At 66.4% G+C, this 20,600-nt stretch carries 22 protein-coding genes; 11 read left to right on the top strand and 11 right to left on the bottom strand.

From position 1 onward, the window contains the following. The first annotated feature begins 32 nt into the window (after positions 1 to 32). The 4 genes from ygfZ to aceB all read left to right on the top strand — a co-directional run bounded on the left by ygfZ (position 33) and on the right by aceB (position 3,877). Positions 33 to 932, top strand: a complete 900-nt coding sequence (gene ygfZ, locus DWF00_RS14640) for a CAF17-like 4Fe-4S cluster assembly/insertion protein YgfZ (RefSeq protein WP_114832332.1) — start codon at positions 33 to 35, stop codon at positions 930 to 932. After that, the gene (locus DWF00_RS14635) at positions 929 to 1,552 is read left to right on the top strand and encodes a DNA-3-methyladenine glycosylase I (protein ID WP_114832331.1); all 624 of its coding nucleotides are present in this window, start codon (positions 929 to 931) and stop codon (positions 1,550 to 1,552) included. The genes ygfZ and DWF00_RS14635 overlap by 4 nt, the downstream gene beginning before the upstream one ends. Before the next feature lie 2 nt (positions 1,553 to 1,554). Further along, on the top strand, positions 1,555 to 2,157 hold the full coding sequence (locus DWF00_RS14630; protein WP_114832330.1) for a YfbR-like 5'-deoxynucleotidase: 603 nt from the start codon (positions 1,555 to 1,557) through the stop codon (positions 2,155 to 2,157). Positions 2,158 to 2,275: 118 nt separating this feature from the next. Then, entirely contained in the window at positions 2,276 to 3,877 is a 1,602-nt protein-coding gene (gene aceB / locus DWF00_RS14625) for a malate synthase A (RefSeq protein ID WP_114832329.1), read from the top strand. A 110-nt stretch (positions 3,878 to 3,987) separates the two neighbouring features. Here aceB and DWF00_RS29445 read toward each other — a convergent pair whose 3' ends face one another. From DWF00_RS29445 to DWF00_RS29095, 3 genes are all read right to left on the bottom strand, one after another. After that, positions 3,988 to 4,155, bottom strand: a complete 168-nt coding sequence (locus DWF00_RS29445) for a hypothetical protein (RefSeq protein WP_181832880.1) — start codon at positions 4,153 to 4,155, stop codon at positions 3,988 to 3,990. Positions 4,156 to 4,342: 187 nt separating this feature from the next. Next, on the bottom strand, positions 4,343 to 4,648 hold the full coding sequence (locus DWF00_RS29100; protein WP_147283831.1) for a hypothetical protein: 306 nt from the start codon (positions 4,646 to 4,648) through the stop codon (positions 4,343 to 4,345). Positions 4,649 to 4,841: 193 nt separating this feature from the next. After that, positions 4,842 to 5,285, bottom strand: a complete 444-nt coding sequence (locus DWF00_RS29095) for a hypothetical protein (protein WP_181832879.1) — start codon at positions 5,283 to 5,285, stop codon at positions 4,842 to 4,844. Between the two features lie 961 nt (positions 5,286 to 6,246). Here DWF00_RS29095 and DWF00_RS14610 point away from each other — a divergent pair. The 3 genes from DWF00_RS14610 (at position 6,247) to DWF00_RS14600 (ending at position 8,950) form a co-directional block, all read left to right on the top strand. After that, positions 6,247 to 7,284, top strand: coding sequence for a DUF3616 domain-containing protein (locus DWF00_RS14610; RefSeq protein WP_114832326.1), 1,038 nt, complete (start codon positions 6,247 to 6,249; stop codon positions 7,282 to 7,284). A gap of 118 nt (positions 7,285 to 7,402) precedes the next feature. Beyond that, positions 7,403 to 7,882, top strand: a complete 480-nt coding sequence (locus DWF00_RS14605; protein WP_181832878.1) for an NUDIX hydrolase — start codon at positions 7,403 to 7,405, stop codon at positions 7,880 to 7,882. 168 nt (positions 7,883 to 8,050) lie between these two features. Next, positions 8,051 to 8,950 (top strand): hypothetical protein, encoded by a 900-nt coding sequence (locus DWF00_RS14600; RefSeq protein WP_114832324.1) that lies wholly within the window; start codon positions 8,051 to 8,053, stop codon positions 8,948 to 8,950. A 239-nt stretch (positions 8,951 to 9,189) separates the two neighbouring features. Here the strand turns inward: DWF00_RS14600 and gpmI are convergent, their stop codons facing one another. Beyond that, positions 9,190 to 10,704 (bottom strand): 2,3-bisphosphoglycerate-independent phosphoglycerate mutase, encoded by a 1,515-nt coding sequence (gene gpmI / locus DWF00_RS14595; protein WP_114832366.1) that lies wholly within the window; start codon positions 10,702 to 10,704, stop codon positions 9,190 to 9,192. Positions 10,705 to 10,807: 103 nt separating this feature from the next. Between gpmI and DWF00_RS14590 the strand changes: the two genes are divergently transcribed. After that, positions 10,808 to 11,494 carry a glutathione S-transferase family protein gene (locus DWF00_RS14590; RefSeq protein WP_114832323.1) on the top strand — a complete coding sequence of 229 codons (687 nt, stop codon included), beginning with the start codon at positions 10,808 to 10,810 and terminating at the stop codon, positions 11,492 to 11,494. Positions 11,495 to 11,530: 36 nt separating this feature from the next. On the opposite strand, the gene DWF00_RS14585 is transcribed toward DWF00_RS14590, so the two are convergent. After that, positions 11,531 to 13,039 carry a sensor histidine kinase gene (locus DWF00_RS14585; protein WP_181832877.1) on the bottom strand — a complete coding sequence of 503 codons (1,509 nt, stop codon included), beginning with the start codon at positions 13,037 to 13,039 and terminating at the stop codon, positions 11,531 to 11,533. Positions 13,040 to 13,304: 265 nt separating this feature from the next. On the opposite strand from DWF00_RS14585, the gene DWF00_RS14580 reads away from it, so the two are divergent. Both DWF00_RS14580 and DWF00_RS14575 read left to right on the top strand, forming a co-directional pair. After that, a complete protein-coding gene (locus DWF00_RS14580) occupies positions 13,305 to 14,978 on the top strand; it encodes a formate--tetrahydrofolate ligase (RefSeq protein ID WP_114832321.1) in 1,674 nt (557 codons plus the stop codon). Positions 14,979 to 15,113: 135 nt separating this feature from the next. Further along, positions 15,114 to 16,883 (top strand): sensor domain-containing diguanylate cyclase, encoded by a 1,770-nt coding sequence (locus DWF00_RS14575; protein ID WP_114832320.1) that lies wholly within the window; start codon positions 15,114 to 15,116, stop codon positions 16,881 to 16,883. On the opposite strand, the gene DWF00_RS14570 is transcribed toward DWF00_RS14575, so the two are convergent. Next, the gene (locus DWF00_RS14570; RefSeq protein ID WP_114832319.1) at positions 16,884 to 17,921 is read right to left on the bottom strand and encodes an L-idonate 5-dehydrogenase; all 1,038 of its coding nucleotides are present in this window, start codon (positions 17,919 to 17,921) and stop codon (positions 16,884 to 16,886) included. A 235-nt stretch (positions 17,922 to 18,156) separates the two neighbouring features. Here DWF00_RS14570 and DWF00_RS14565 point away from each other — a divergent pair, with 235 nt between their 5' ends. Then, on the top strand, positions 18,157 to 18,924 hold the full coding sequence (locus DWF00_RS14565; protein WP_114832318.1) for an SDR family oxidoreductase: 768 nt from the start codon (positions 18,157 to 18,159) through the stop codon (positions 18,922 to 18,924). A 58-nt stretch (positions 18,925 to 18,982) separates the two neighbouring features. On the opposite strand, the gene DWF00_RS14560 is transcribed toward DWF00_RS14565, so the two are convergent. The 5 genes from DWF00_RS14560 to DWF00_RS14540 are packed head-to-tail and all read right to left on the bottom strand — an operon-like array spanning position 18,983 to position 20,261. After that, the gene (locus DWF00_RS14560) at positions 18,983 to 19,246 is read right to left on the bottom strand and encodes a hypothetical protein (protein ID WP_114832317.1); all 264 of its coding nucleotides are present in this window, start codon (positions 19,244 to 19,246) and stop codon (positions 18,983 to 18,985) included. Positions 19,247 to 19,256: 10 nt separating this feature from the next. After that, on the bottom strand, positions 19,257 to 19,517 hold the full coding sequence (locus tag DWF00_RS14555) for a hypothetical protein (RefSeq protein ID WP_114832316.1): 261 nt from the start codon (positions 19,515 to 19,517) through the stop codon (positions 19,257 to 19,259). 10 nt (positions 19,518 to 19,527) lie between these two features. Then, the gene (locus DWF00_RS14550; protein ID WP_114832315.1) at positions 19,528 to 19,740 is read right to left on the bottom strand and encodes a hypothetical protein; all 213 of its coding nucleotides are present in this window, start codon (positions 19,738 to 19,740) and stop codon (positions 19,528 to 19,530) included. Positions 19,741 to 19,767: 27 nt separating this feature from the next. Beyond that, entirely contained in the window at positions 19,768 to 20,031 is a 264-nt protein-coding gene (locus DWF00_RS14545) for a DUF1488 family protein (protein ID WP_114832314.1), read from the bottom strand. Between the two features lie 38 nt (positions 20,032 to 20,069). Next, the gene (locus tag DWF00_RS14540) at positions 20,070 to 20,261 is read right to left on the bottom strand and encodes a hypothetical protein (protein ID WP_147283828.1); all 192 of its coding nucleotides are present in this window, start codon (positions 20,259 to 20,261) and stop codon (positions 20,070 to 20,072) included. Positions 20,262 to 20,600: the final 339 nt, after the last annotated feature.

Below are 20,600 nucleotides of genomic sequence, written 5' to 3'. Positions count from 1 at the left end.
CGTCCAGCCAGATTCTCAACCGGAAGCGAGCCATGCCGGCAGCTCATCTCAAGGCGGCCCACCTCAAAGACCGTGGCGTCATCCGCGTCAGCGGCGAGGACGCGCGCGACTTCCTGCAGAACATCGTCACCAACGAGATGGACCTCGTCACCGCCGACCACGCCGGCTATGGCGGGCTCCTGACACCGCAAGGCAAGATCATCAGCGATTTTCTGGTGATCGCGGTGCCCGAGTCGGAAGGCGGCGGCTTCCTGCTCGACGCGCCGCTCCTCCAGGTGCCCGATCTGATGAAGCGACTGAAACTCTACAAGCTGCGCGCCAAGGTGGCGCTCGACGATCTCAGCGAGGCGAGCGCGGTAATCGCCGCGACCGACGGCTCGCAATTGCCGGCCGATGCCGGCCTGACCTATGCCGACCCGCGCCTGTCCGAGCTCGGCGGCCGCGCCATCACCGACCGCGACGGCCTCAACGAGATCGCCAGCGAGGACATGGACGCCTATCACGCCCGCCGCATCGCGCTCGGCATCCCCGATGGCGGCCGCGACTTCGCCTATGGCGACACGTTCCCGCACGAGGCCCTGTTCGACCAGCTCGGCGGCGTCTCATTCAAGAAGGGCTGCTATATCGGCCAGGAGGTCGTCTCCCGCATGCAGCATCGCGGCACCGCCCGCACCCGCGCCGTGCCGGTGGTCTTCACCGAGGGCCTGAACCCGGAAATGGGTGTCGAGGCCAGCGCCGGCGGCAAGTCGCTCGGCCACATCGGCTCGTCCGCCGGAGGCCGCGGCCTCGCCATGCTCAGGCTCGACCGCGTCGCCGATGCGCTGGCCGAGGGCCAGACGCTCGCTGGCGGCGGCCTCGCCTTCACGCTGGAGAAGCCGTCCTTCCTGCACTTCCTCTTCCCGGGCGAACCGGGTTTCGGAGCCGCAGCATGACCGGGCGCGCTGCAGTCGAGGGGCCGGACGGCAAGTTCCGTTGCGTCTGGCCGGGCACCGACCCGCTCTACCTCGCCTATCACGACACCGAATGGGGCGTGCCGGAATACGATTCCCGCGCCCTGTTCGAGAAGCTGATCCTGGACGGCTTCCAGGCCGGGCTCGCCTGGATCACCATCCTGCGCAAGCGCGACGCCTTCCGCGCCGGCTTCGCCGGGTTCGAGCCGGAGGCGATCGCCCGCTTCGGCGAGGCCGACGTCCAGCGCCTGCTCGGCGACGCCGGCATCATCCGCCATCGCGGCAAGATCGAGGGCACGATCAAGAGCGCCCGAGCCTATCTCGTCATCAGCGAGAAGCAGCCTTTCGCCGATTTCCTCTGGAAGCATCTCGATGGCCGCGTCCTCCAGAACGCCTTCCGCACCCATGAGGAGGTGCCGACCCAGACCAAGGTCTCCGAGGCGGTCTCGAAGGAACTCAAGGCCGCCGGCTTCACCTTCTGCGGCCCGACCATCGTCTACGCCTTCATGGAGGCCTGCGGGCTGGTCAACGACCACGTCACCGGCTGCTTTCGCTGGCAGGAATGCGCGGCTTTGGCGCGTGACGCCCGGCCTGCCGCCTGAGCATGGCCAAGCCCCCCGCCTCGCCCCGGGCCTGGCAGCGCATGCTGTCGGGCCGCCGCCTCGACCTGCTCGACCCCTCGCCGCTCGACATCGAGATCGACGACATCGCCCATGGCCTCGCCCGCGTCGCCCGCTGGAACGGCCAGACGCAGGGCGCGCATTCCTTCTCGGTGGCGCAGCATTGCCTGCTGGTCGAGGCGATCGCAGGCCATCTCAACCCCGACTGGTCCGACGCCTGGCGGCTGATGGCGCTGCTGCACGATGCGCCGGAATACGTCATCGGCGACATGATCTCGCCCTTCAAGGTCGTGATGGGCGACGCCTATAAGAGCGTCGAGCTGAGATTGCTCGCGGCGATCCACCTGCGCTTCAGCCTGCCGGCCGAGCCTCCCGCCCTGCTCAAGCGCAAGACCAAGGACGCCGACAAGATCGCCGCCTTCCTCGAGGCAACGGAACTGGCCGGCTTCGAGCGCGCCGAGGCGCTGAAATTCTTCGGCCGTCCGCAGCCCCTGCCGCGCACGGTGATGGACTGGCTGAATCCCCTCTCGACGGAAGCGGCGCAGGAGCGCTTTATTGGGCGCTTCGTCGAACTGGGCGGGCGTTGACGCGCAGCCCCTATCTTTTCATTTACGGAACAAGTGCTCACGCTTCCTGCGCCTAGCGAAGAAAGTCCATCGGCGCAATAAGTCCCACCCGGAACGAAACCACCAGCGAGTACACGCCATGTCGACCAGTCTGAACCTGCCCAAGGGCGTCGTCATCACCGGCGCGATCGGCCCCCGTTTCGACGAGGTCCTGACCCATGACGCGCTCGCCTTCGTGGCCGACCTGCAGCGCCGCTTCAACGAGACCCGCAAGCGCCTGCTCGCGCTGCGCGCCGAGCGCCAGAAGCGCTTCGACGCCGGCGAGACCCCGGATTTCCTGGCCGAGACCAAGCATGTCCGCGAGGGCGACTGGAAGGTGGCTCCGATCCCGGCCGATCTCCTCGACCGCCGCGTCGAGATCACCGGGCCGGTCGATCGCAAGATGATCGTCAACGCGCTCAACTCCGGCGCGAAAGTCTTCATGGCCGATTTCGAGGACGCCTCCTCGCCGGTCTGGGCCAACATGGTCGAGGGCCAGATCAACCTCAGGGATCGCTGGGCCAACCAGATCGACTTCACCGACCCGGTCACGGGCAAGGCCTACAAGGTCGGCGCCAAGCCGGCCGTGCTGATCATCCGCCCGCGCGGCTGGCACCTGCCGGAGCGCCATATCGAGATCGACGGCGAGATCGCCTCGGGCGCGCTGGTCGATTTCGGCCTCTACCTGTTCCATAACGCCAAGGCTTCGCTCGCAGCGGGCTCGGGTCCGTATTTCTACCTGCCCAAGCTCGAGACCCATCTCGAGGCGCGCCTCTGGAACGACGTCTTCGTCGCGACGCAGACCGCGCTCGGCTTGAAGAACGGCACGATCAAGGCCACCGTCCTGATCGAGACGCTTCCCGCCGCCTTCGAGATGGACGAGATCCTCTACGAGCTGAAGGACCACATCGCCGGCCTGAACTGCGGCCGCTGGGACTACATCTTCTCCTTCATCAAGAAGCTCGCCCGCAACCAGGCCTATGTCCTGCCGGACCGCTCGCAGGTGGTGATGAGCAAGGCTTTCCTGCGCGCCTATTCGCTGCTGCTGATCAAGACCTGCCACAAGCGCAACGCCTTCGCGATGGGCGGCATGGCCGCCCAGATCCCGATCAAGAACAACCCCGCCGCCAACGAGGCCGCCTTCGCCAAGGTCAAGGCCGACAAGGAGCGCGAGGCCGGCGACGGCCATGACGGCACCTGGGTCGCCCATCCCGATCTCGTCCCGGTCGCCAACGAGGTCTTCGACCGGCTGATGCCGCAAGCCAACCAGCTCGGCAAGCTGCGCGAGGACGTCAATGTCGGCCGCGCCGACATGCTGGAGGTCCATGACGGCACCCGCACCGAGGCCGGCTTCCGCGAGAACATCCGCGTCGGCGTGCAGTACCTTGAGGCCTGGCTGCGCGGCCGTGGCGCGGTGCCGATCTACAACATGATGGAGGACGCCGCGACGGCCGAGATCAGCCGCGCCCAGATCTGGCAGTTCGTCCAGTACGGCGTCGAGGTCGATGGCGGCACCAAGGTCACCAAGGACCTGTTCAAGCGCTGCCTCACCGAGGAGATGGAGCGCGTGAAGGGCGAGGTCGGCGCCGACAACTACGCCAAGGGCCGCTTCCCGGAGGCGATCGAGATCTTCTCCAAGCTCTCGCTGGCGCCGGAATTCGAGGACTTCCTGACGCTCCCGGCCTACGGCAAGCTGAACTGAGACTTGGCGACCGTCTGCGCCTGATCTGCGGACGCTCTGGCGCGGACTTCGCAGCGACCACTTTGGAAAGACCACTCCGGCGCAGGCTGCCCGCGCCGGAGTGTAGAATTTTAGTTCTTCACGTCTTCGGCCGTGTTGGCGGAAGCTTGGTCCTGCTGCCTGCCGTGCTTGTCCTCGTTGCGCGCTTCCTTCGCCGCGGCTTGCTTGGCGGCCCGCTTGCGCTTGCTAAGGCGGTCGAGAATACGCGATAGCCGTGGTGAGCGCTGGCGTTGCGACATGTCGTCTCCAAGATGTGCTGAATTGATCCTGATCGTCTCGATTTCGTACGGCATAGGCTAAGCGAGCAGGATCAGCGCAAACGCCGGGCCAAATCGGCCAGGGCTTTGCAGGCACTTGGAGATGAAAGAGACTCTGCAGTGGGTTTCGGCGAACGCCAACCAAGTTCGGCGCCCGCCATTATTGCCGCTAGTCGATGCCGACGATGACCTTCTCCGGCCATTTCGGGTGACTGAACCAGATGCGGAGGGCCGTTTGCGTCGAGGGAACGATTTGATCGAAGATGATCTCCTCCTCGACGGTGTCGATGATGATCCGGCGCCGCGGCGTCTCCACTTGACCGACGAAACCGGGCGCGTAGCCGGGATCGACCTCCCTCGAAAGGCCGAAGGTCAGCTCTGTCGGGCCGTCGACTTCTGGATTTACACAGACAGCCAAGCATGAGGGGCTTGCGGCCACGAGACTGATCTTTGGATTGATTTTATCGGCGGGCACGTCGAGTGCCCCCCGCCATGAACGAAAACGATCGAATTGCTGGGTCGGATAACCGATTGGCGAGCCATGTTCAGCTTCTGTATCTCAAGCCATGAATAAAGCCACCTGTCAGATACTGCAGGATGCACATGAAGAATGGAAACCTGTTCTTCAGTGAACGCCAGAAAAATTCTGGCGCTCACTGTTACCGCCGTCAGTCGATGCCGATGATCACCTTCTCCGGCCATTTCGGGTGACTGAACCAAATACGAACTGCTGTCTGCGTTGAGGGAACGATCTGATCGAAGATCACCTCCTCTTCAACCGTCTCGACGACGATCCGCCGTCGAGGTGTTTCAAGTCGACCAACGAAACCTGGCGCGTTACCCGGGTCGACTTCGTTCGAAAGACCGATGGTAAGCTCGGTATCGCCATCTACCTCAGGGCAACAGGCCACCAGAAGGCAGGTTGGGGAGGCTGCGACGGGTTCTATCGCTCGCCCTACAGGTATATCTACCTTGCCTCCCCCCGAAATAACGACAAGGGAATTGCTGGGTCGAATAATCGCTTGACGGACAACCATCATCGCCTCCATTTCAGCCCTGTTATGGCACCACCTTGGCTCCTGCTGCAGCTTAAGCAATGCGGAACGAGCCACTGCTGTTGTCCAGGCGGCGACAGAGCATTGGGGCGTTGGTGATCGCCGATATAATTGCCGGACTGTGTTCCTGGCGTCGTTGCTCCGCACGTATGGCAGCCAAAAATGTATCCCATTCGATTGACATCCCGCTGCTCTTCCGCGTTCGTCCGGCCTGGCCCGCGGGCCGGTATCGAGTCGCGAGCAAATGGTCCAAAACCCAGCCCCATCCCCTGAAGCTCGCGCAGACGCCCTTCGGCCTGTCGCACAATGGCCTGATTGGTTGCGATCGAGCCTTCAATACCCTCCGAAATGCTGGAACCTGGCCGCCAGCGCGCATCTATCTCTTGCACCCGCCTGATTGCAGCCTGAGCTTGAAGCTCTGAGGCCGTCAGCCGCGCTTGTTGTGCCGGAGAAGCGTTAGGCCAGCTTCCGCCGCTACTGCGCGACCTGTTGCTTGCCTCGTGAACTGGCAACTCGTCAGATTCATCCGCCTCGCCGCCCCACTCTCCCAGCTCATCGCTTGGGGCCGCGAGCCCCTCTGCAATATCCCGATCGAACCCTACGCCTGGCGCTCCGCCAAGCCAGGTACTGGACCAATCACTGAGGGTGCCGCCCCCGCCACCCTCCCCGCTTCCACCGTCAGTCCATTGCCCGCCGTTCGGGCGCCCCTCGGGCACGCGAGGTTGGTTCGGGTTGTATTTCAGGGAGGGACTGTTTGCGCTGCGGCTCAACGCCAAACCGCGCCGCAGTTCCACCACCCAGAGTTCTATTCGCATTAGCGCGATATCGAGATCGAGGACCTCCCGCGCCCAGTTCGTGACCGTCATGCATGTGATCTCCGTCTTTGCGCGCGGATGATCAGGGAGGTCGGAGGGGGTGGGGATAAGTTGCTCGCTTATCCCCGCTGCGCGCTCAAACCCCATGCTTTGACAAGCGGCGGCGGCACGAGCTCTATCGCCCAGAACCTTGGAGCGCCGTCATGACTCGTCTCGTCTTTGTCTTGGTCGCGGTCGCCGCCATCCTCACCGCGATGCCCGCGTCGGCCAAACCACTCAAACCCGAGCGTTCCATCGAGGCCACCGGCGATTTCGAGGGCAAGAAGCCCGGCAAGCCAGCTAGGGACGTCAGCGGTATGGCCTGCCTGCCAGCCGTCGATGGCGAGCGGCGCTGCCTGCTGGGCAATGACGAGAATATCGACGCCCAGTTCGCGACGCTGAAGGGCAAGCGCATCACGCCGGGCAAGACGATCGCCTTGATCGGCACGGCGCCCTCACCCGCAGCGCTTGGCGCCAGGCCTTCGGTCGCCTGCCCGAAGCAGGGCGGCTATGGCGAGTTCGACAGCGAGGGCGCCGCCTTCGCCGCCCCCTATTTCTACGTCACCGGCTCGCATGGCTGCTCGCGCAACTCGGGCGAGTTCCGGCTCTCCTCCTTCCAGCTCGCCCGGATCAGGGTCGATGCCGCCGGCAAGCCGGAGGGGCCGGCCGAGTTGACCTACCGGCTCGGCGATGCGTTGCGCCGGGCGGCAGCGGCCGGCAGCTTCTTCGGCAAGGATTTGATGAGCGCCGATGGCTTGAATGTCGAAGGCCTTGCCGTAAGCGGCGACCAGCTTTGGGCCGGCCTGCGCGCGCCGGCTCCGGCCGGCAAGGCGGTGCTGGTCGGCACCAGCGTCGCCGCGCTGTTCGCAGCCGGCTCGGACCCGCTGAAGGCAGCGATCGATACCGTGACTTTCGACGCCGGCAAGGGGCGCGGCATCCGCGATCTCGCCGCGCTCCGTGACGGCCGGCTCGTTGCCCTGGTCGGCCCGCGGCAGGAGCAGGGCGTGCCCTATGCGCTCATCCTGGTCGATCCGCGCCAACCCGCGGCCGCGCGCGAACTCGGCGAATTGCCGGACCGCAAGAAGGCCAAGGCCGAGGTGGTCGCGCTTCTCGCCGAGACGCCGGACAGCCTGAGCATCCTCGTCGGCTATGACGGGCTGAAGGATGGCGGCTTCGAGGAATACCGCCTGCAGCTGAAATAAGTAGTCGCCTCGACGAATCGGCTATCCAGAGCCATGGACACGTCCCAATCCTTCCTCGCCCGGCTCGAGCCGCTCGTCGCTCGCTTCCGCACCGAGATCGCCGATCCGCGCGAGCATCTTGCGCTGGCAGATCGCGGAGCGCCACGCGCTCGACAGCCGCGACACTTTCCCGGGCCATGTCACGACAAGTGCGATCGTGCTCTCGCCCGACCATTGCCGGATCCTGCTGATCGACCATGTCGTGATCGGCCGCTGGCTCCAGCCGGGCGGGCATTACGAGCCGGCGGAGTTCTTCCACCAATCGGCCGCGCGCGAGGCGCTGGAGGAGACCAGCGTCGCCGGGTTGAAGCTGCATCCTTGGCATGGCGGCGGCGACCTGCCCTTCGCCATCGACAGCCATGACGTGCCGGGCAAGCCATCACGCGGCGAGCCGGCCCATATCCACCACGACCTGCAATATCTCTTCCTCGCCGATCCCGCCCTGCCGCTGGTGGCGCAGGAGGAGGAGGTCCATGCCGCAGCCTGGAAGCCAATCGCGGCGCTGGAGGAGATCGCGCCGCGCGCCTTCGCCCGGCTCGCCTCCGTCGCGGCGCCCTGAGGGCTGCTGTTGCGGCGGCGCAACATGTTATACTATTACACTCACGGAGGTTGCGCGGGCTCTCGCTTTGCCGGGCTTTCTGGACGATGGTCGCTTCATCAGCTCGACCAGAGTCGCTCCGGCCATCTTCGCCCTGAGCGGGTCTGAACCGCCCATAGGAACTGCCCGATGTCGCTCAAGCTCGCCGCCTCCGCCCTGCTCCTGAGCGCGGGCCTGACCTCCGCCTTCGCCGCCGACCTGCCCTCGCGCAAATCAGCGCCCGCGGCTCCGCCGCCGCCCTCCGCCTGCACCGAGAGCGAGGGCATCCCGACCGACGCCTTCGGCTTCACCACCGGCTCCGACGTCGCCGATGTCGGCTCCTTCGGCCCGAGCTTCACCTATGGCGGCGCCTACGGCACGCGCACCGGCCGGCTGAACAGCAATAGTGGCCAGTTGCAGGGCTCCTACGGCCTGTTCCCCTGCATGGAGGTCGGCCCTTACCTGCTCGGCAACTTCACCAACGCCTCGGTCGGCGGCATCAGCGCCGACGAGCGCAGCTTCGGCGCCGGCGTCGAGATGAAGTACAAGCTGCTCGGCCGCGACCTGCACGGCATCGGCCTGACCGCGGTCGTCGATCCCAGCTTCAACCGGATCGATCCCGAGGGCGCCGGCCGCTTCACCGTCTACAACACGGGCCTGCGCCTCTTCGCCGACAAGACGCTGATCCCCGGCAAGCTCTACGCCGCGCTCAACGTCTCGCAGGACATGACCTGGACCGGGCCGGACCCGTATGGCCGCTCCTCGACCCTGACGCTCGGCGGCTCGCTGGCCTGGCAGGTGCTCGACGGCGTCTATCTCAGCGGCGAGGTGCGCCACCAGCGCGCCTACAACACGCTCGGCTTCAGCAAGGAAGCCGGCTACGCCACCTTCGCCGGCCCCGGCGTCTACTGGCAGGCGACCAAGGCGCTGGCGATCTCGGCCGCCTACAACGTCCAGCTCGCCGGCAAGGCCAAGGGCGAGCCCGGCAATCTCGACCTGACCAATTTCAGCCAGCACCTGCTGAAGGTGAAGGTCTCGTACAGCTTCTGAGCTGGGTTTCTCGCAACCGCGCCGTCATCCCGGCCGCAGCGAAGCGGAGCGCCGGGATCCATCGTAGGGCTCTGTGCTTTATGATGGATCCCGGAGCGGCGCCGCTACGCGGCTTGTCCGGGATGACGCGGACCCCGTCATTGCGAGCGTAGCGAAGCAACCCAGGGGGACTGGGTGAGCGAGCCCCCTGGGTTGCTTCGCTACGCTCGCAATGACGATTGAGCTGATCGGGAACCGCTTCAGCGCAGCAGCGAGCCACCCGTCATCTCCGCCGGCTGCTCCAGCCCCATCAAAGCCAGCAACGTCGGCGAGATATCGGCCAGTCGCCCATCCGCCAGCGCCTTGGCCTGCCCGCCGATCAGCATGAGCGGCACCGGGTTGGTCGTATGGGCCGTGTGCGGCATACCGGTCACCGGATCGACCATCAGCTCGCAATTGCCGTGATCGGCCGTGACCAGCAGCGCGCCGCCGGCCTTCGTCACCGCCTCGGCGATGCGGCCTAGCCCGCCATCGACCGTCTCGACCGCCTTGATCGCGGCTGAGAGCACGCCGGTATGGCCGACCATGTCGGGATTGGCGAAGTTGAGCACGACGAGGTCGTACTTGCCCGAGGAGATCGCCGCGACCGCCTTGTCGGTCAGCTCCGCCGCCGACATCTCCGGCTGCAGATCATAGGTCGCGACCTTGGGCGACGGCACCATCACCCGGTCCTCGCCGGGATAGGGCGTCTCCTCGCCGCCGTTGAAGAAGTAGGTGACGTGCGGATACTTCTCCGTCTCGGCCATGCGCACCTGCTTCAGGCCGGCCTTGGCGACCGTCTCGCCCAGGCCGTTGGCCAGCGTCTGCGGCGCGAACATCACCGCCATCCGCTTGTCGAGCTCGGCGCTGTAGGAGGTCATCGACACGGCCTCGACCAGCGCCGGTACGCGCGAGCGCTTGAAGCCGGAAAACTCCGGTTCCAGCACCGCAGCCAGGATCTCGCGGATGCGATCGGAGCGGAAATTGAAGCTGAGCAAGCCGTCGCCATCCTGCATGCCGGCATAGGCGCCGATCACGTCGGGCATGATGAACTCGTCGTTGATGCCGACGGCATAAGCGCCAGCGACGGCCGCTTCCGCGCTGGCGAAGCCCTTGCCCTCGCCGAGCACCATCGCGGCCCAGGCCTTCTCGACCCGCTCCCAGCGATTGTCGCGATCCATGGCGTAGTAGCGGCCCGACAGGCTGGCGACGCTCGCGCCCTCAGGCAGCGCCGCGACGAAGTCGCGGACATAGTCGCCGGCCGATTGCGGCGGCGTATCGCGCCCGTCGGTGAAGATGTGGACGCGGACGGGAACGCCCTGCGCCGTCACGATCTTCGCCAGCGCGACCGCATGGTCCTGATGCGCATGCACGCCGCCGGGCGAGACCAGGCCGAGCAGATGGCAGGCGCCGCCGCTCTGCTTCAGCTTGGCGATCAGCCCCGTCGCCTCCAGCGCCGCGGCGATCGAGCCGTCGGCGATCGCCCGGTTGATCCGCGGCAGGTCCTGCATCACGACGCGGCCGGCGCCGAGGTTGAGGTGGCCGACCTCGGAATTGCCCATCTGGCCCTCCGGCAGGCCGACATCGAGCCCCGAGGTCTTCAGGAAGGCATGCGGCGAGCTTTCCCAGAGCCGCGTGAAGTTCGGCGTCTTCGCCAGCCTGACGGCGTTGTTCTCGCTCTCCTCGCGCCAGCCCCAGCCGTCGAGGATCATCAGCATCACGGGGCGGTTGGGCATGGCGCGACCTGTCGGCATCATTGGAGCGGGCTTGTGCGGATATCATGCCCGGACAGGGCGATGCGAGTGCTAAGAAGCGGGGGCCGATCCTATGGAGACCCCGATGATCAAGTTCTACTACCATCCCTCGCCCAACCCGGCGAAGATCGCGCTGTTCCTGGAAGAGACCGGCCTGCCCTACGAGATGGTGCCGGTCGACACCCGCCGCGGCGACCAGTTCAAGCCCGAGTTCCTGGCGATCAACCCCAACGGCAAGACCCCCGCGATCACCGACGGCGACGTCAAGGTCTTCGACAGCAACGCCATCCTGCTCTACCTCGCCGAGAAGACCGGCCAGTTCCTGCCCGAGAACACGCCCGAGGCGCGCGGCCAGATGCTGTCCTGGCTGATGTTCGTCGCCACCGGCATCGGCCCCTATTGCGGCCAGGCGGTGCATTTCTCCCTCCACGCGCCGGAGAAGCTGCCCTATGCGATCAACCGCTATGCCCGCGAGGCCGAGCGCCATTGGGGCATCATCAACGACCAGCTCGGCAAGCACCGCTACATGCTCGGCGACGCCTATACGCTGATCGACATGTCGGTCTGGGGCTGGGCGACCCGCGCTCAGTTCGCGCTCGGCGACGAGGCTTTCGGAAAGCTCTCCAACGTCAAGCGCCATCTCGACGAAATCTCGGCCCGTCCGGCGGCGCAGCGCGCCGTGGCCCTGAAGGAGCAGTTCACCTTCAAGATGGAGGTGGACGAAGAGGCCCGCAAATTCCTCTTCCCGCAGAACAAGCATCTGGTGGCGTAGGAAGACGCTGGCGGGCGCCTGCGAGGCGCCCGCTTGTCACTTCCCCTCGTCGCCGCTATCGCCGTCCTGCAGCGCCTCCAGCGGCGCGTCGAGCGTGAAGACGACGCCAGCGGGCGGGAAGGTGTTCTCGACCCGGCAGCGGGTCGAGGGGAAGGTGCGCTCGATCAGCCGCGAGCCGAAGCCGCGGCGCTTCGGCGGCTCGACCGGCGGGCCGCCGCTCTCCTGCCAGCGCAGGCGCAACTGCCGCTCGCCCTCCATGTCGTCGATCCGCCAGCTCACTGCAACGCGGCCGTGCTGGTTCGAGAGCGCGCCGTACTTCACGGCGTTGGTGCCGAGTTCGTGCAAGATCAGCGTCAGCGCCAGCGCCGCCTTGGGGCCAACCTGGATATCCGGTCCGCTGATCGCGAAGCGCTCGGGCTCGCCCTGGATGCCGACGACGCTGCCGACCACGTCGCGCAGCGTCGCATTCGCCCAGTTGCCGTTGACCAGCAGGTCATGCGCCCGCGACAGCGCCGCCAGCCGCGCGCTGAACGTCTCGCTTGCGGCCTCGATCGAACCGGCATTGCGGAAGGTCTGGGAGGCGATGGCCTGGATCATCGCCAGCGAGTTCTTGACCCGGTGCGCCAGCTCCTGCAGCAGCAGCCGCTGCTGCGCCTCGGCCTCCTTGCGCTCGGTCACGTCGATATGGGCGCCGATCAGCCTGACCGCCCGGCCGGCCTCGTCGCGCTCGATCTGCGCGGTCGCCGCAATCCAGCGCATCGCCCCGTCGGAGGGCCGGATGATCCGGTATTCGGCATGGTAGTCATGCACCGTTCCGGCCACCGCCTCGCGGAAATGGCCCTCGGTCACGGCCCTGTCCTGCGGGTGGATGCGCCGCACCCAATCCTCGTGGCTCTCGTTCACCGCCTCCGGCGGCAGGCCGTGAAGCATCAGGTATTCGGGCGAGCGCTTGTTGTTGAACCCGCCCCGCAGATCGACCTCGAGCCCGCCGACCCTGCCGATCTTCTGCACCTGCGCCAGCTCGCGCTCGCGCGCCCGCAGCGCCTGCTCGGCGGCTTCCTGCGCCAGCTTCGTCCGCATCGCCTCGGTCGTCTCGAAGACGATCGCGAGCACGCCACAGGGCTTGCCCGCTTCATCGAGGATCGGGCTGTAGTCGACGTTCAGCCAGACGTCCTCCGCGCGGCCGTTCCGGTGCAGCACCAGCGGCAGGTCGCGATAGGAGAGCTGCTCGCCGGCGCCAAGGACGGCATCCATCACCACGCGGTGGAAATCGACCACCTCCGGCCAGGCCTCGAAGACGCTCTGGCCCAGGATCTCGGGATGCCGCGCCCCCGCGATGACCGCGTAGGCGTCGTTATAGACCATGAAGCCTTGCCTGCCCCAGAGCAGCGTCATCGGCGTCGGCGAGGACAGCATGAGCTGCACGACCGCCTTCAAGGCGGCAGGCCAGCCCGAGGGCGCGCCAAGTGCAGACGAAGATGGGTTGAAGCCGCGCAGCAAGAGCCCGGTCTCGCCGCCGCCGATCGGCCAAGTCTCGTCTACCATCAAGTCTCGTCCGCCATTGACGGCATCGTCCCCCAAGCCCGTCGGCAAAGGCCGCCTCGCGCCCGAACGCTGGCTCACATCTGATTGCCACCGTGCCGTAGCGGCAGCAATAGCAGGCACATGACTGGCGCCCTGTGTCAAAAGACATGGCCCGCATCTGGCACGGCTCTGGCATTGCGAAAGGCAGTGGCAGAGTTCCGCATTTCGCGGCACTGTGCCGGCCGATTCCGCGTGACGGCCCCAGCCGGCGCGAAAAGGGACCCGCATGCCGACCGATATCGAGATTGCCCGCGCCGCGCGGCTGAAACCCGTTACCGCCATCGCCGAGACCGCCGGAATTCCGGAGCAAGCCCTCAATCCCTACGGCAAGTTCATCGCCAAGGTCGACACGGCCGCGATTCCCGATTTCGACGCGCGCCCGAACGGAAAGCTGATCCTAGTCACCGCGATCAACCCGACGCCGGCCGGCGAAGGCAAGACCACGACCACAGTCGGCCTCGGCGACGGGCTCAAGCGCATCGGCAAGAACGTCGTGATCGCGCTGCGCGAGCCCTCGCTCGGCCCCTGCTTCGGCGTCAAGGGCGGCGCTGCCGGCGGCGGCTACGCGCAGATCGTGCCGATGGAGCAGATCAACCTGCACTTCACCGGCGATTTTCACGCCATCACCAGCGCCCATAACCTGCTGGCGGCGATGCTCGACAACCACATCTACTGGGGCAACAAGCTCGACCTCGACGCCCGCAACATCGCGCTCCGGCGCGTCATGGACATGAACGACCGGGCGCTGCGCGCGACCGTCTCCTCGCTCGGCGGCAACGGCAACGGCTACCCGCGCGAGGACGGATTCGACATCACCGTCGCCTCCGAGGTCATGGCGATCTTCTGCCTGGCGCGCGACCTCGCCGATCTCGAAGAGCGGCTCGGGCGCATCGTCGTCGGCCGCAGCCGCGCCAAGCAGCCGGTCACCGCCGCCGAGCTCAAGGCGACCGGCGCGATGACGGTCCTGCTCAAGGACGCACTGATGCCCAACCTGGTGCAGACGCTGGAGGGTACGCCGGCCTTCGTCCATGGCGGCCCCTTCGCCAACATCGCCCATGGCTGCAACTCGGTGATCGCCACCCGCGCCGCGTTGAAGCTCGCCGACTACGTCGTCACCGAAGCCGGCTTCGGGGCCGACCTCGGCGCCGAGAAGTTCTTCGACATCAAGTGCCGCAAGGCCGGCCTGCGCCCCGACGCGGCGGTGATCGTCGCGACCGTGCGCGCGCTCAAGATGCATGGCGGCGCGGCCAAGGAGGCGCTCGGGCAGGAAGACCTGCACGCGCTCCAGGCCGGGCTCGCCAACCTCGCCCGCCATGTCGAGAACATCCGCAAGTTCGGCGTGCCACCCATCGTCGCGATCAACAACTTCACCAGCGACAGCCATGCCGAGCACGAGCTGATCCGCAGCTTCTGCCGCAACCATCTCGGCGTCGAGGCCGTGATCTGCCGGCATTGGGCCGAAGGCGGCGCCGGCACTGAGGAGCTGGCGCACAAGGTCGCCGAGCTCGCCGAAGGCGGCGACGCCGATTTCGCACCGCTCTACCCCGACGAGATGCCGCTGAAGGACAAGCTCGAGACGGTCGCCCGCGAGATCTACGGCGCGGCCGGCCTCTCGCTCGGCCCCAGGGTCGCGGCCCGCTTCGCCGAGCTGGAGGCGGCCGGCCATGGCCACCTGCCGGTCTGCGTCGCCAAGACGCAGTATTCCTTCTCGGCCGACCCGACTTTGCGCGGCGCGCCCTCGGGCCACCTCGTCCCGGTGCGCGAGCTCAGGCTCTCGGCCGGCGCCGGCTTCGTCGTCGCGATCTGCGGGGACGTCATGACCATGCCCGGCCTGCCGCGCGAGCCGGCGGCGGAGCGCATCCATATCGATGCGCAAGGTCAGATCGAAGGCTTGTTCTGATCGATTGACCTAAGGTTAAGCAATCCGGCCGAATGATCTTCGTCATCGATCGGATGGCGGCGCAGCTCGAAGCTGAGAACGACTTTCCGGCATGACATTCAGCCGTTGAGCCGGCGCGTCGGAGAAGGTCGCAGAATGAAGGCTGTCGCTGCCTGGTCGGCCTTCGCACGCAGCCTGAAGGCCCGTGTGCTGATGCTGACCCTGGCCGCGATGCTCGCCGTCGCGCTGCCCGCCTCCGCCGCGTTCCTGTGGATCGTCAACGCCACCGTTGTGAAGCTCGGCACGCTCTTCGCCGAAAAGCAGATCCTGTTCGACCGCTATCGCGGCCTGGAATCGCTGATGCGCGAGGTCTCGCTGGCCGAGACCGTGGCGCGCTCGCCCGCGATCGTCGCCTGGGCGCAGGATGAGGACGATCCCGAGAAGGCCGAGCGCGGGCTGGCCGAACTGGAGCACTACCGGCTCTCGTTCAAGGACAAGAGCTATTTCGCCGTGCTCGACGTCTCCGGCAACTACTACTTCAACGACAAGGACAACACCTACGAACTCGCCCGCAGGCGCTACACGCTCTCCCGCGGAAACCCGCGCGACGGCTGGTACTACAAGACGGCGGCGCTCGGCTCGGGCTGCCACCTCAATGTCGACCACGACGACAACCTCGCCGTCACCAAGGTCTGGATCAACTGCATCATCCGCCAGGGCGAGCGCGTGCTCGGCGTCATCGGCACCGGCGTCGACCTCAGCCAGTTCATCCGCGAGGTCGTCGACATCCCGCAGACCGGCGTGCAGAGCATCTTCGTCGACCGCAACGGCGCCGTGCAGGCCCACCGCGACCCGAAGCTCGTCGATTTCCACAGCCTGACCAAGGACCTCAAGGCCAAGAAGACGATCTTCAACCTGATCGACGACGAAGACGACCGCAGGGCGCTGGCGGGGATCATGGAGGAGGTCACGAAGGGCGAGGTGCTGGTGCGTTCGCGCTTCATGAAGGTCGGTGGCCACGAGATGCTCGTCGGCGTCGGCTATCTCGACCGGCTCGGCTGGTTCAACGTCACGCTGATGGACATCGACGAGATCATCGACCGGCGCCTGTTCACGCCAATCGCGATCCTGCTGGCCGCGATCCTGCTGGTGGCCGCGGGCCTGATGACCCTGCTCTTCGACCGCAGCGTGCTGAGCCGGCTGGCGCGGCTGGAGAACTCGGTCGCGCGCGTCCGCTCCGGCGTCTTCGGCGCCGCGATCAGGGACCACTCGCCGGACGAGATCGGCCGGCTCTCGCGCGCCTTCGACGAGATGGCGCAGAGCGTCGGCGACAATACCGGCCGGCTCGAGACCATGGTGCGCGAGCGCACCGAAAAGCTCGAGCGCCTCGCCCATCGCGACCCGCTGACCTGCGTCCTCAACCGCCGCGGCTTCGAGGAGGCCTTCGCGCAGGAGCAGAACCGCGCGCTGCGCGCTGGTCATCAATCGGCGCTGATGCTGGTCGACCTCGACCACTTCAAGACGATCAACGACGAATACGGCCATCAGGCCGGCGACCGCGTCATCGTCGAGATCGTCAGGCGCATCGGCGGCGTGCTGCGCAATTACGATGTCTGCGCCCGCTGGGGCGGCGATGAGTTCATCCTGCTCATCGCCGAGAGCAGCCCCGCCTCGCTTTCGGCCATCGCCGCCAAGATCGTCGCCGAGGTCAGGCGCGAGCCACTCCGGCTCGACGCCGATTGCGAGATAACGATGACGGTCAGCATCGGCGCCTGCCTGGTCTCGCCCATGGAGGAATTGTCGAGCGCCGCCGCCCACGCCGATGTGGCGCTCTACGCCGCCAAGCATGGCGGGCGCGACAAGTTCGTCATCCACGACCCGGCGCGCCATGGCCGTGCCGGCGATCCGAGGTTCAAGCTCGGCTGATCACCCGAAGACGAGCTGAACCTTCATCGCCTTCGACTTGTCCGCCGCCAGCTCAAACGCCTCGACCGCGTGCTCGACCGGGATCGAGGCCGTCAGCAGCGGCGAGAGGTCGACGGCCCCCGAGCCGATCATCTGCACCGCCCAGTCGAACTCCTCGTGGAAGCGGAAGGAGCCGCGCAGGTCGAACTCCTTGGCGACCAGCACGTTCATCGGCAGTGTGAAATTGCCGCCGACGCCGATCTGCACGATCACGCCGCCCGAGCGCACCACGTCGAAGGCGCCGGTCAAGGCATGCTGGTTGCCCGAGGCCTCGAACATCACGTCGAAGGCGCCCTTCTCGGCGCCGAACTCGCTCTTCAGCCTGTCAGGCTCGGCCATGACGTTGATCGCACTGGTCGCGCCCATCTTCAGCGCCGTCGGCAGCGGCTGATCGACCACGTCGGTCACCACGATCTCGGCCGCGCCCGCTGCCTTGGCCGCGACCACGGTCAGCACGCCGATCGGCCCCGAGCCCGTCACCAGCACGCGCTTGCCGAGCAGCGGGCCGGCACGCTTGACGGCGTGCAGGCAGACCGCGAGCGGCTCGGCGAAGGCGGCCTGCGCCGCCGGCACGTGGCCGGGCAGCTTCACGGCCTGGCGCTCCTCGACCACGAGCACGTCGCGAAAACCGCCCTGGACATGGGGGAAGCGCATGGCGCTGCCATAGAACAGCATGTCGGTGCAGTGCTGCTGCAGGCCCATCTGGCAATAGCGGCAGCGCCCACAGGCCCGGCTCGGATTGACCGCGACCCGGTCGCCCGGCCTCACCCGCGAGACCTCGCCGCCAACGGCGTCGACCGTGCCGGCGATCTCATGGCCGAGGATCAGCGGCTCGCGCACGCGGATCGTGCCGAAGCCGCCATGCAGGTAGTAGTGCAGGTCCGAGCCGCAGATGCCGCCGGCCTCGATCTTCACCCGCACGTCGAGCGGTCCGAGTTCGGGCGCCGTGGTCTCCTCGACGCGCAAATCCTTCTCGGCATGGATGACGACGGCGCGCATGGTGGCCTCCCGGCAATGGTGCTTGTTCGATTGGCTCAGGCATGGTCCGCAAAAGTGGACACCACTTTTGCGATAAGAACATGCCCGAGAAATAGATTGGCGCGAATTCTTGTCGTTCGGCCGATTCCGGCCGAACGGAAAACGCGCTAATCGATTGAATGCTGCTTAGCGAAACCACGCGAGCCGGCGCAATTTCAAAATCGTCGCAAGCATGCGTCGCAGGAGAGGGTCGCCCATGTCGCTGTCGCTGTTCAGTCTGGAAGGCAAGGTCGCGCTCGTCACGGGCTCGGGCCAGGGCATCGGCCTCGCCATGGCCGAGGGCCTCTCGGAAGCCGGCGCCCATGTCGTGCTGAACGGCCGCGACGAGGCCAAGCTCGAAGCGGCGCAGAAGGCCATCGCCGTCGCAGGCCGCAAGGTCTCGATCGCCGCCTTCGACGTCACCGACCAGGCCGCGGTCGATGCGGGCATCGCCGCCATCGAAGCGGATACGGGCGCGATCGACATCCTGATCAACAATGCCGGCATGCAGAAGCGCGGCGCCTTCACCGAGTACGCGGCGGCGGATTGGCACCAGGTCGTCGCCACCAACCTGCACTCGGTCTTCTATGTCACCCAGGCCGTGACCAAGGGGATGGTCGCGCGCAACCGCGGCAAGGTCGTCAATATCGGCTCGGTGATGAGCGAGCTCGGCCGCCCGACCATCGTGCCCTATACCGCGACCAAGGGCGCCGTGAAGATGATGACGCGCGGGCTCGCCGCCGAACTCGGCAAGCACAACATCCAGGTCAACGCCATCGGCCCCGGCTACATCGTCACCGAGCTGAACAAGGCCCTGATCGCCGACGAGACCTTCTCGGCCTGGGTCAGGAGCCGCACGCCGGCCGGGCGCTGGGGCGAGACCAAGGAACTGGTCGGCGCCGCGATCTTCCTGTCCTCGGCCGCGTCGGACTATGTCAGCGGCCACCTGCTGATGGTCGATGGCGGGCTGACCGCGGCGGTGTAGGGCAAACGGACGCTCCGTCTCTCAGCCTCGGCAGATTCCCGAGCTTGCGATCGTCGCCCTATCCGGCCTTTTCGGCACTCGCGGGTTTCGGCGAGACCCGGCGGCAGGCGCTCCGCGTAAAGCGCTCGATCTCGGCAAGGGCGGCATCCAGGCTGGGAAAAGGACCATGTTTCATGTCCTTCATCGTCTCCACCGCCTGCCCCGCCGAAACGATCCGGAACTCGCCTGCGGGTTCCTCGGTGATGTCGCCCATGGGCCGGCCCAGCAGGTCGGTCAAAAGCCATGCGGCCTCGTCGGCCTTCTGCGTGACGGTGATATCCACGAGGCGCTCGCTACGATCGGGGCCGCGGGGCGGTCGTCGGTGCAGGGGAAGCGGCCTGGCGCTTCTTCGGCTTCGGCGGGTTGGCCGCGAGCATTTCGCGATCCAACGCCTCCTTTTCCAGTCGCTGCGCCTTCAGCTTGGCCGTCTTCGCGTCGCGGGCCTGATTGACCATCTCCGTCTCGGAGACGATCCGGTCGCGCACCGACGATTGGGTCTGCGTCCTGAGGAACGCATTATCCGCATCGGTGCGCAGCTTCGAACGCTCAGCCATCGCTTTGACCTTATGCCTTCGCGCCGTTGCCGCGACCCTCGACAATCTCGTGGTGGCCGATCGCGCGCTCCTGCCCATCGGGACCGCGCACCCGATACTGCTCCTCCGCATTGTCCCGCGAGGGCATGACGCGCAGGATCTCGAACGGGCCGGGCCGGGGCTGGTTGGCCAGGTTATGCGTCAGGTTGACGAGATCCCCTGCCTTATACGCGATGGCGTTCATATGGACGTTCTCCTGGCAGGTGCGGCGTCAAAAACTGGCGCCGGTCAATCTGTGATAGCCGGTGCGGTGCCGCGAATACGCAATTCGGGCGGCGTTCTGGATCTTCTCGCGATTGGCGTCGAAGACGCCGAGGACGTCCGCTTCGACGTCGCCCGTGTCCGGGCTCAGCTTGCGCAAGGCCTCGAAATCGATCTGGAAGGTGATCTCCATCGACGCGTCGGAGCCCCAAAAGCTCACGCAGGAACGCCCCAGATCGAAGCGGCGGACGGGGTTGGGAAAGTTGAGGCCCATCGTCAGGTTCTTTCCTGTTTCGCGCGCCGCGACACTGATCAGGACGCCGACGCGACCGAGCGCATCAAGTCCTGGTGCGAAGACACGCAGGGCCGCGCCGGCGGCGCGGCGGGCAATCGGCCGAGCCGCGGATCCGCGTCGATCAAGCCAAGCACGTCCTCGCCGACCATGGCATCGAACTTACGAGCGAACAGGCAATTGCTTGCGAAGAGTTCGGGGTCGTCGGACACGCCCTGCCGAATTCCGTATTGCTCAAACAAATCGACTGTTTTCTCAAAGCGATCGCGCCGGAACAGATCAACCGCAAGGCGGCTTCATTCTCGGCGACCGTCCATCGCACATGGGGAATGGCGCCGCCCTTTGTAAGGCTGCCGCGATAATAAAAGCGGACCACGCAGCCGCACCGGCATGGAAGAGGCTCGCTCTCGCACCCATCCATCGTTCGATCACACGTGCAGCGGTCTCCGATGCGAGAGCACGACGGAGCGCACGAGGGAAGACCAACCGCACCTGGAGCCTCGTCGCTCCGCGAAATCAGGCCGCTGGGAAGGAGTGCATGAGCCGCGACA

This window comes from Allobosea caraganae, from assembly GCF_003351345.1.
GTDB classification, from domain to species: domain Bacteria; phylum Pseudomonadota; class Alphaproteobacteria; order Rhizobiales; family Beijerinckiaceae; genus Allobosea; species Allobosea caraganae.
Note: the sequence above shows the minus strand (reverse complement) of the source record. Positions and strands in the feature narration are given on the sequence as shown.

What these genes read in the sequence shown, in the direction of transcription:
- DWF00_RS14590 (WP_114832323.1), top strand. Translation starts at nt 10,808, where the DNA reads ATGATCAAGTTCTACTACCATCCCTCGCCCAACCCGGCGAAGATCGCG.
- DWF00_RS14555 (WP_114832316.1), bottom strand. Translation starts at nt 19,517, where the DNA reads ATGGCTGAGCGTTCGAAGCTGCGCACCGATGCGGATAATGCGTTCCTC.
- DWF00_RS14585 (WP_181832877.1), bottom strand. Translation starts at nt 13,039, where the DNA reads ATGGTAGACGAGACTTGGCCGATCGGCGGCGGCGAGACCGGGCTCTTG.
- DWF00_RS14565 (WP_114832318.1), top strand. Translation starts at nt 18,157, where the DNA reads ATGTCGCTGTCGCTGTTCAGTCTGGAAGGCAAGGTCGCGCTCGTCACG.
- gpmI (WP_114832366.1), bottom strand. Translation starts at nt 10,704, where the DNA reads ATGCCCAACCGCCCCGTGATGCTGATGATCCTCGACGGCTGGGGCTGG.
- aceB (WP_114832329.1), top strand. Translation starts at nt 2,276, where the DNA reads ATGTCGACCAGTCTGAACCTGCCCAAGGGCGTCGTCATCACCGGCGCG.
- DWF00_RS14575 (WP_114832320.1), top strand. Translation starts at nt 15,114, where the DNA reads ATGAAGGCTGTCGCTGCCTGGTCGGCCTTCGCACGCAGCCTGAAGGCC.
- DWF00_RS14635 (WP_114832331.1), top strand. Translation starts at nt 929, where the DNA reads ATGACCGGGCGCGCTGCAGTCGAGGGGCCGGACGGCAAGTTCCGTTGC.
- DWF00_RS14550 (WP_114832315.1), bottom strand. Translation starts at nt 19,740, where the DNA reads ATGAACGCCATCGCGTATAAGGCAGGGGATCTCGTCAACCTGACGCAT.
- DWF00_RS29445 (WP_181832880.1), bottom strand. Translation starts at nt 4,155, where the DNA reads ATGTCGCAACGCCAGCGCTCACCACGGCTATCGCGTATTCTCGACCGC.
- DWF00_RS14630 (WP_114832330.1), top strand. Translation starts at nt 1,555, where the DNA reads ATGGCCAAGCCCCCCGCCTCGCCCCGGGCCTGGCAGCGCATGCTGTCG.
- DWF00_RS14570 (WP_114832319.1), bottom strand. Translation starts at nt 17,921, where the DNA reads ATGCGCGCCGTCGTCATCCATGCCGAGAAGGATTTGCGCGTCGAGGAG.
- DWF00_RS14580 (WP_114832321.1), top strand. Translation starts at nt 13,305, where the DNA reads ATGCCGACCGATATCGAGATTGCCCGCGCCGCGCGGCTGAAACCCGTT.
- DWF00_RS14545 (WP_114832314.1), bottom strand. Translation starts at nt 20,031, where the DNA reads ATGGGCCTCAACTTTCCCAACCCCGTCCGCCGCTTCGATCTGGGGCGT.
- ygfZ (WP_114832332.1), top strand. Translation starts at nt 33, where the DNA reads ATGCCGGCAGCTCATCTCAAGGCGGCCCACCTCAAAGACCGTGGCGTC.
- DWF00_RS14610 (WP_114832326.1), top strand. Translation starts at nt 6,247, where the DNA reads ATGACTCGTCTCGTCTTTGTCTTGGTCGCGGTCGCCGCCATCCTCACC.
- DWF00_RS14600 (WP_114832324.1), top strand. Translation starts at nt 8,051, where the DNA reads ATGTCGCTCAAGCTCGCCGCCTCCGCCCTGCTCCTGAGCGCGGGCCTG.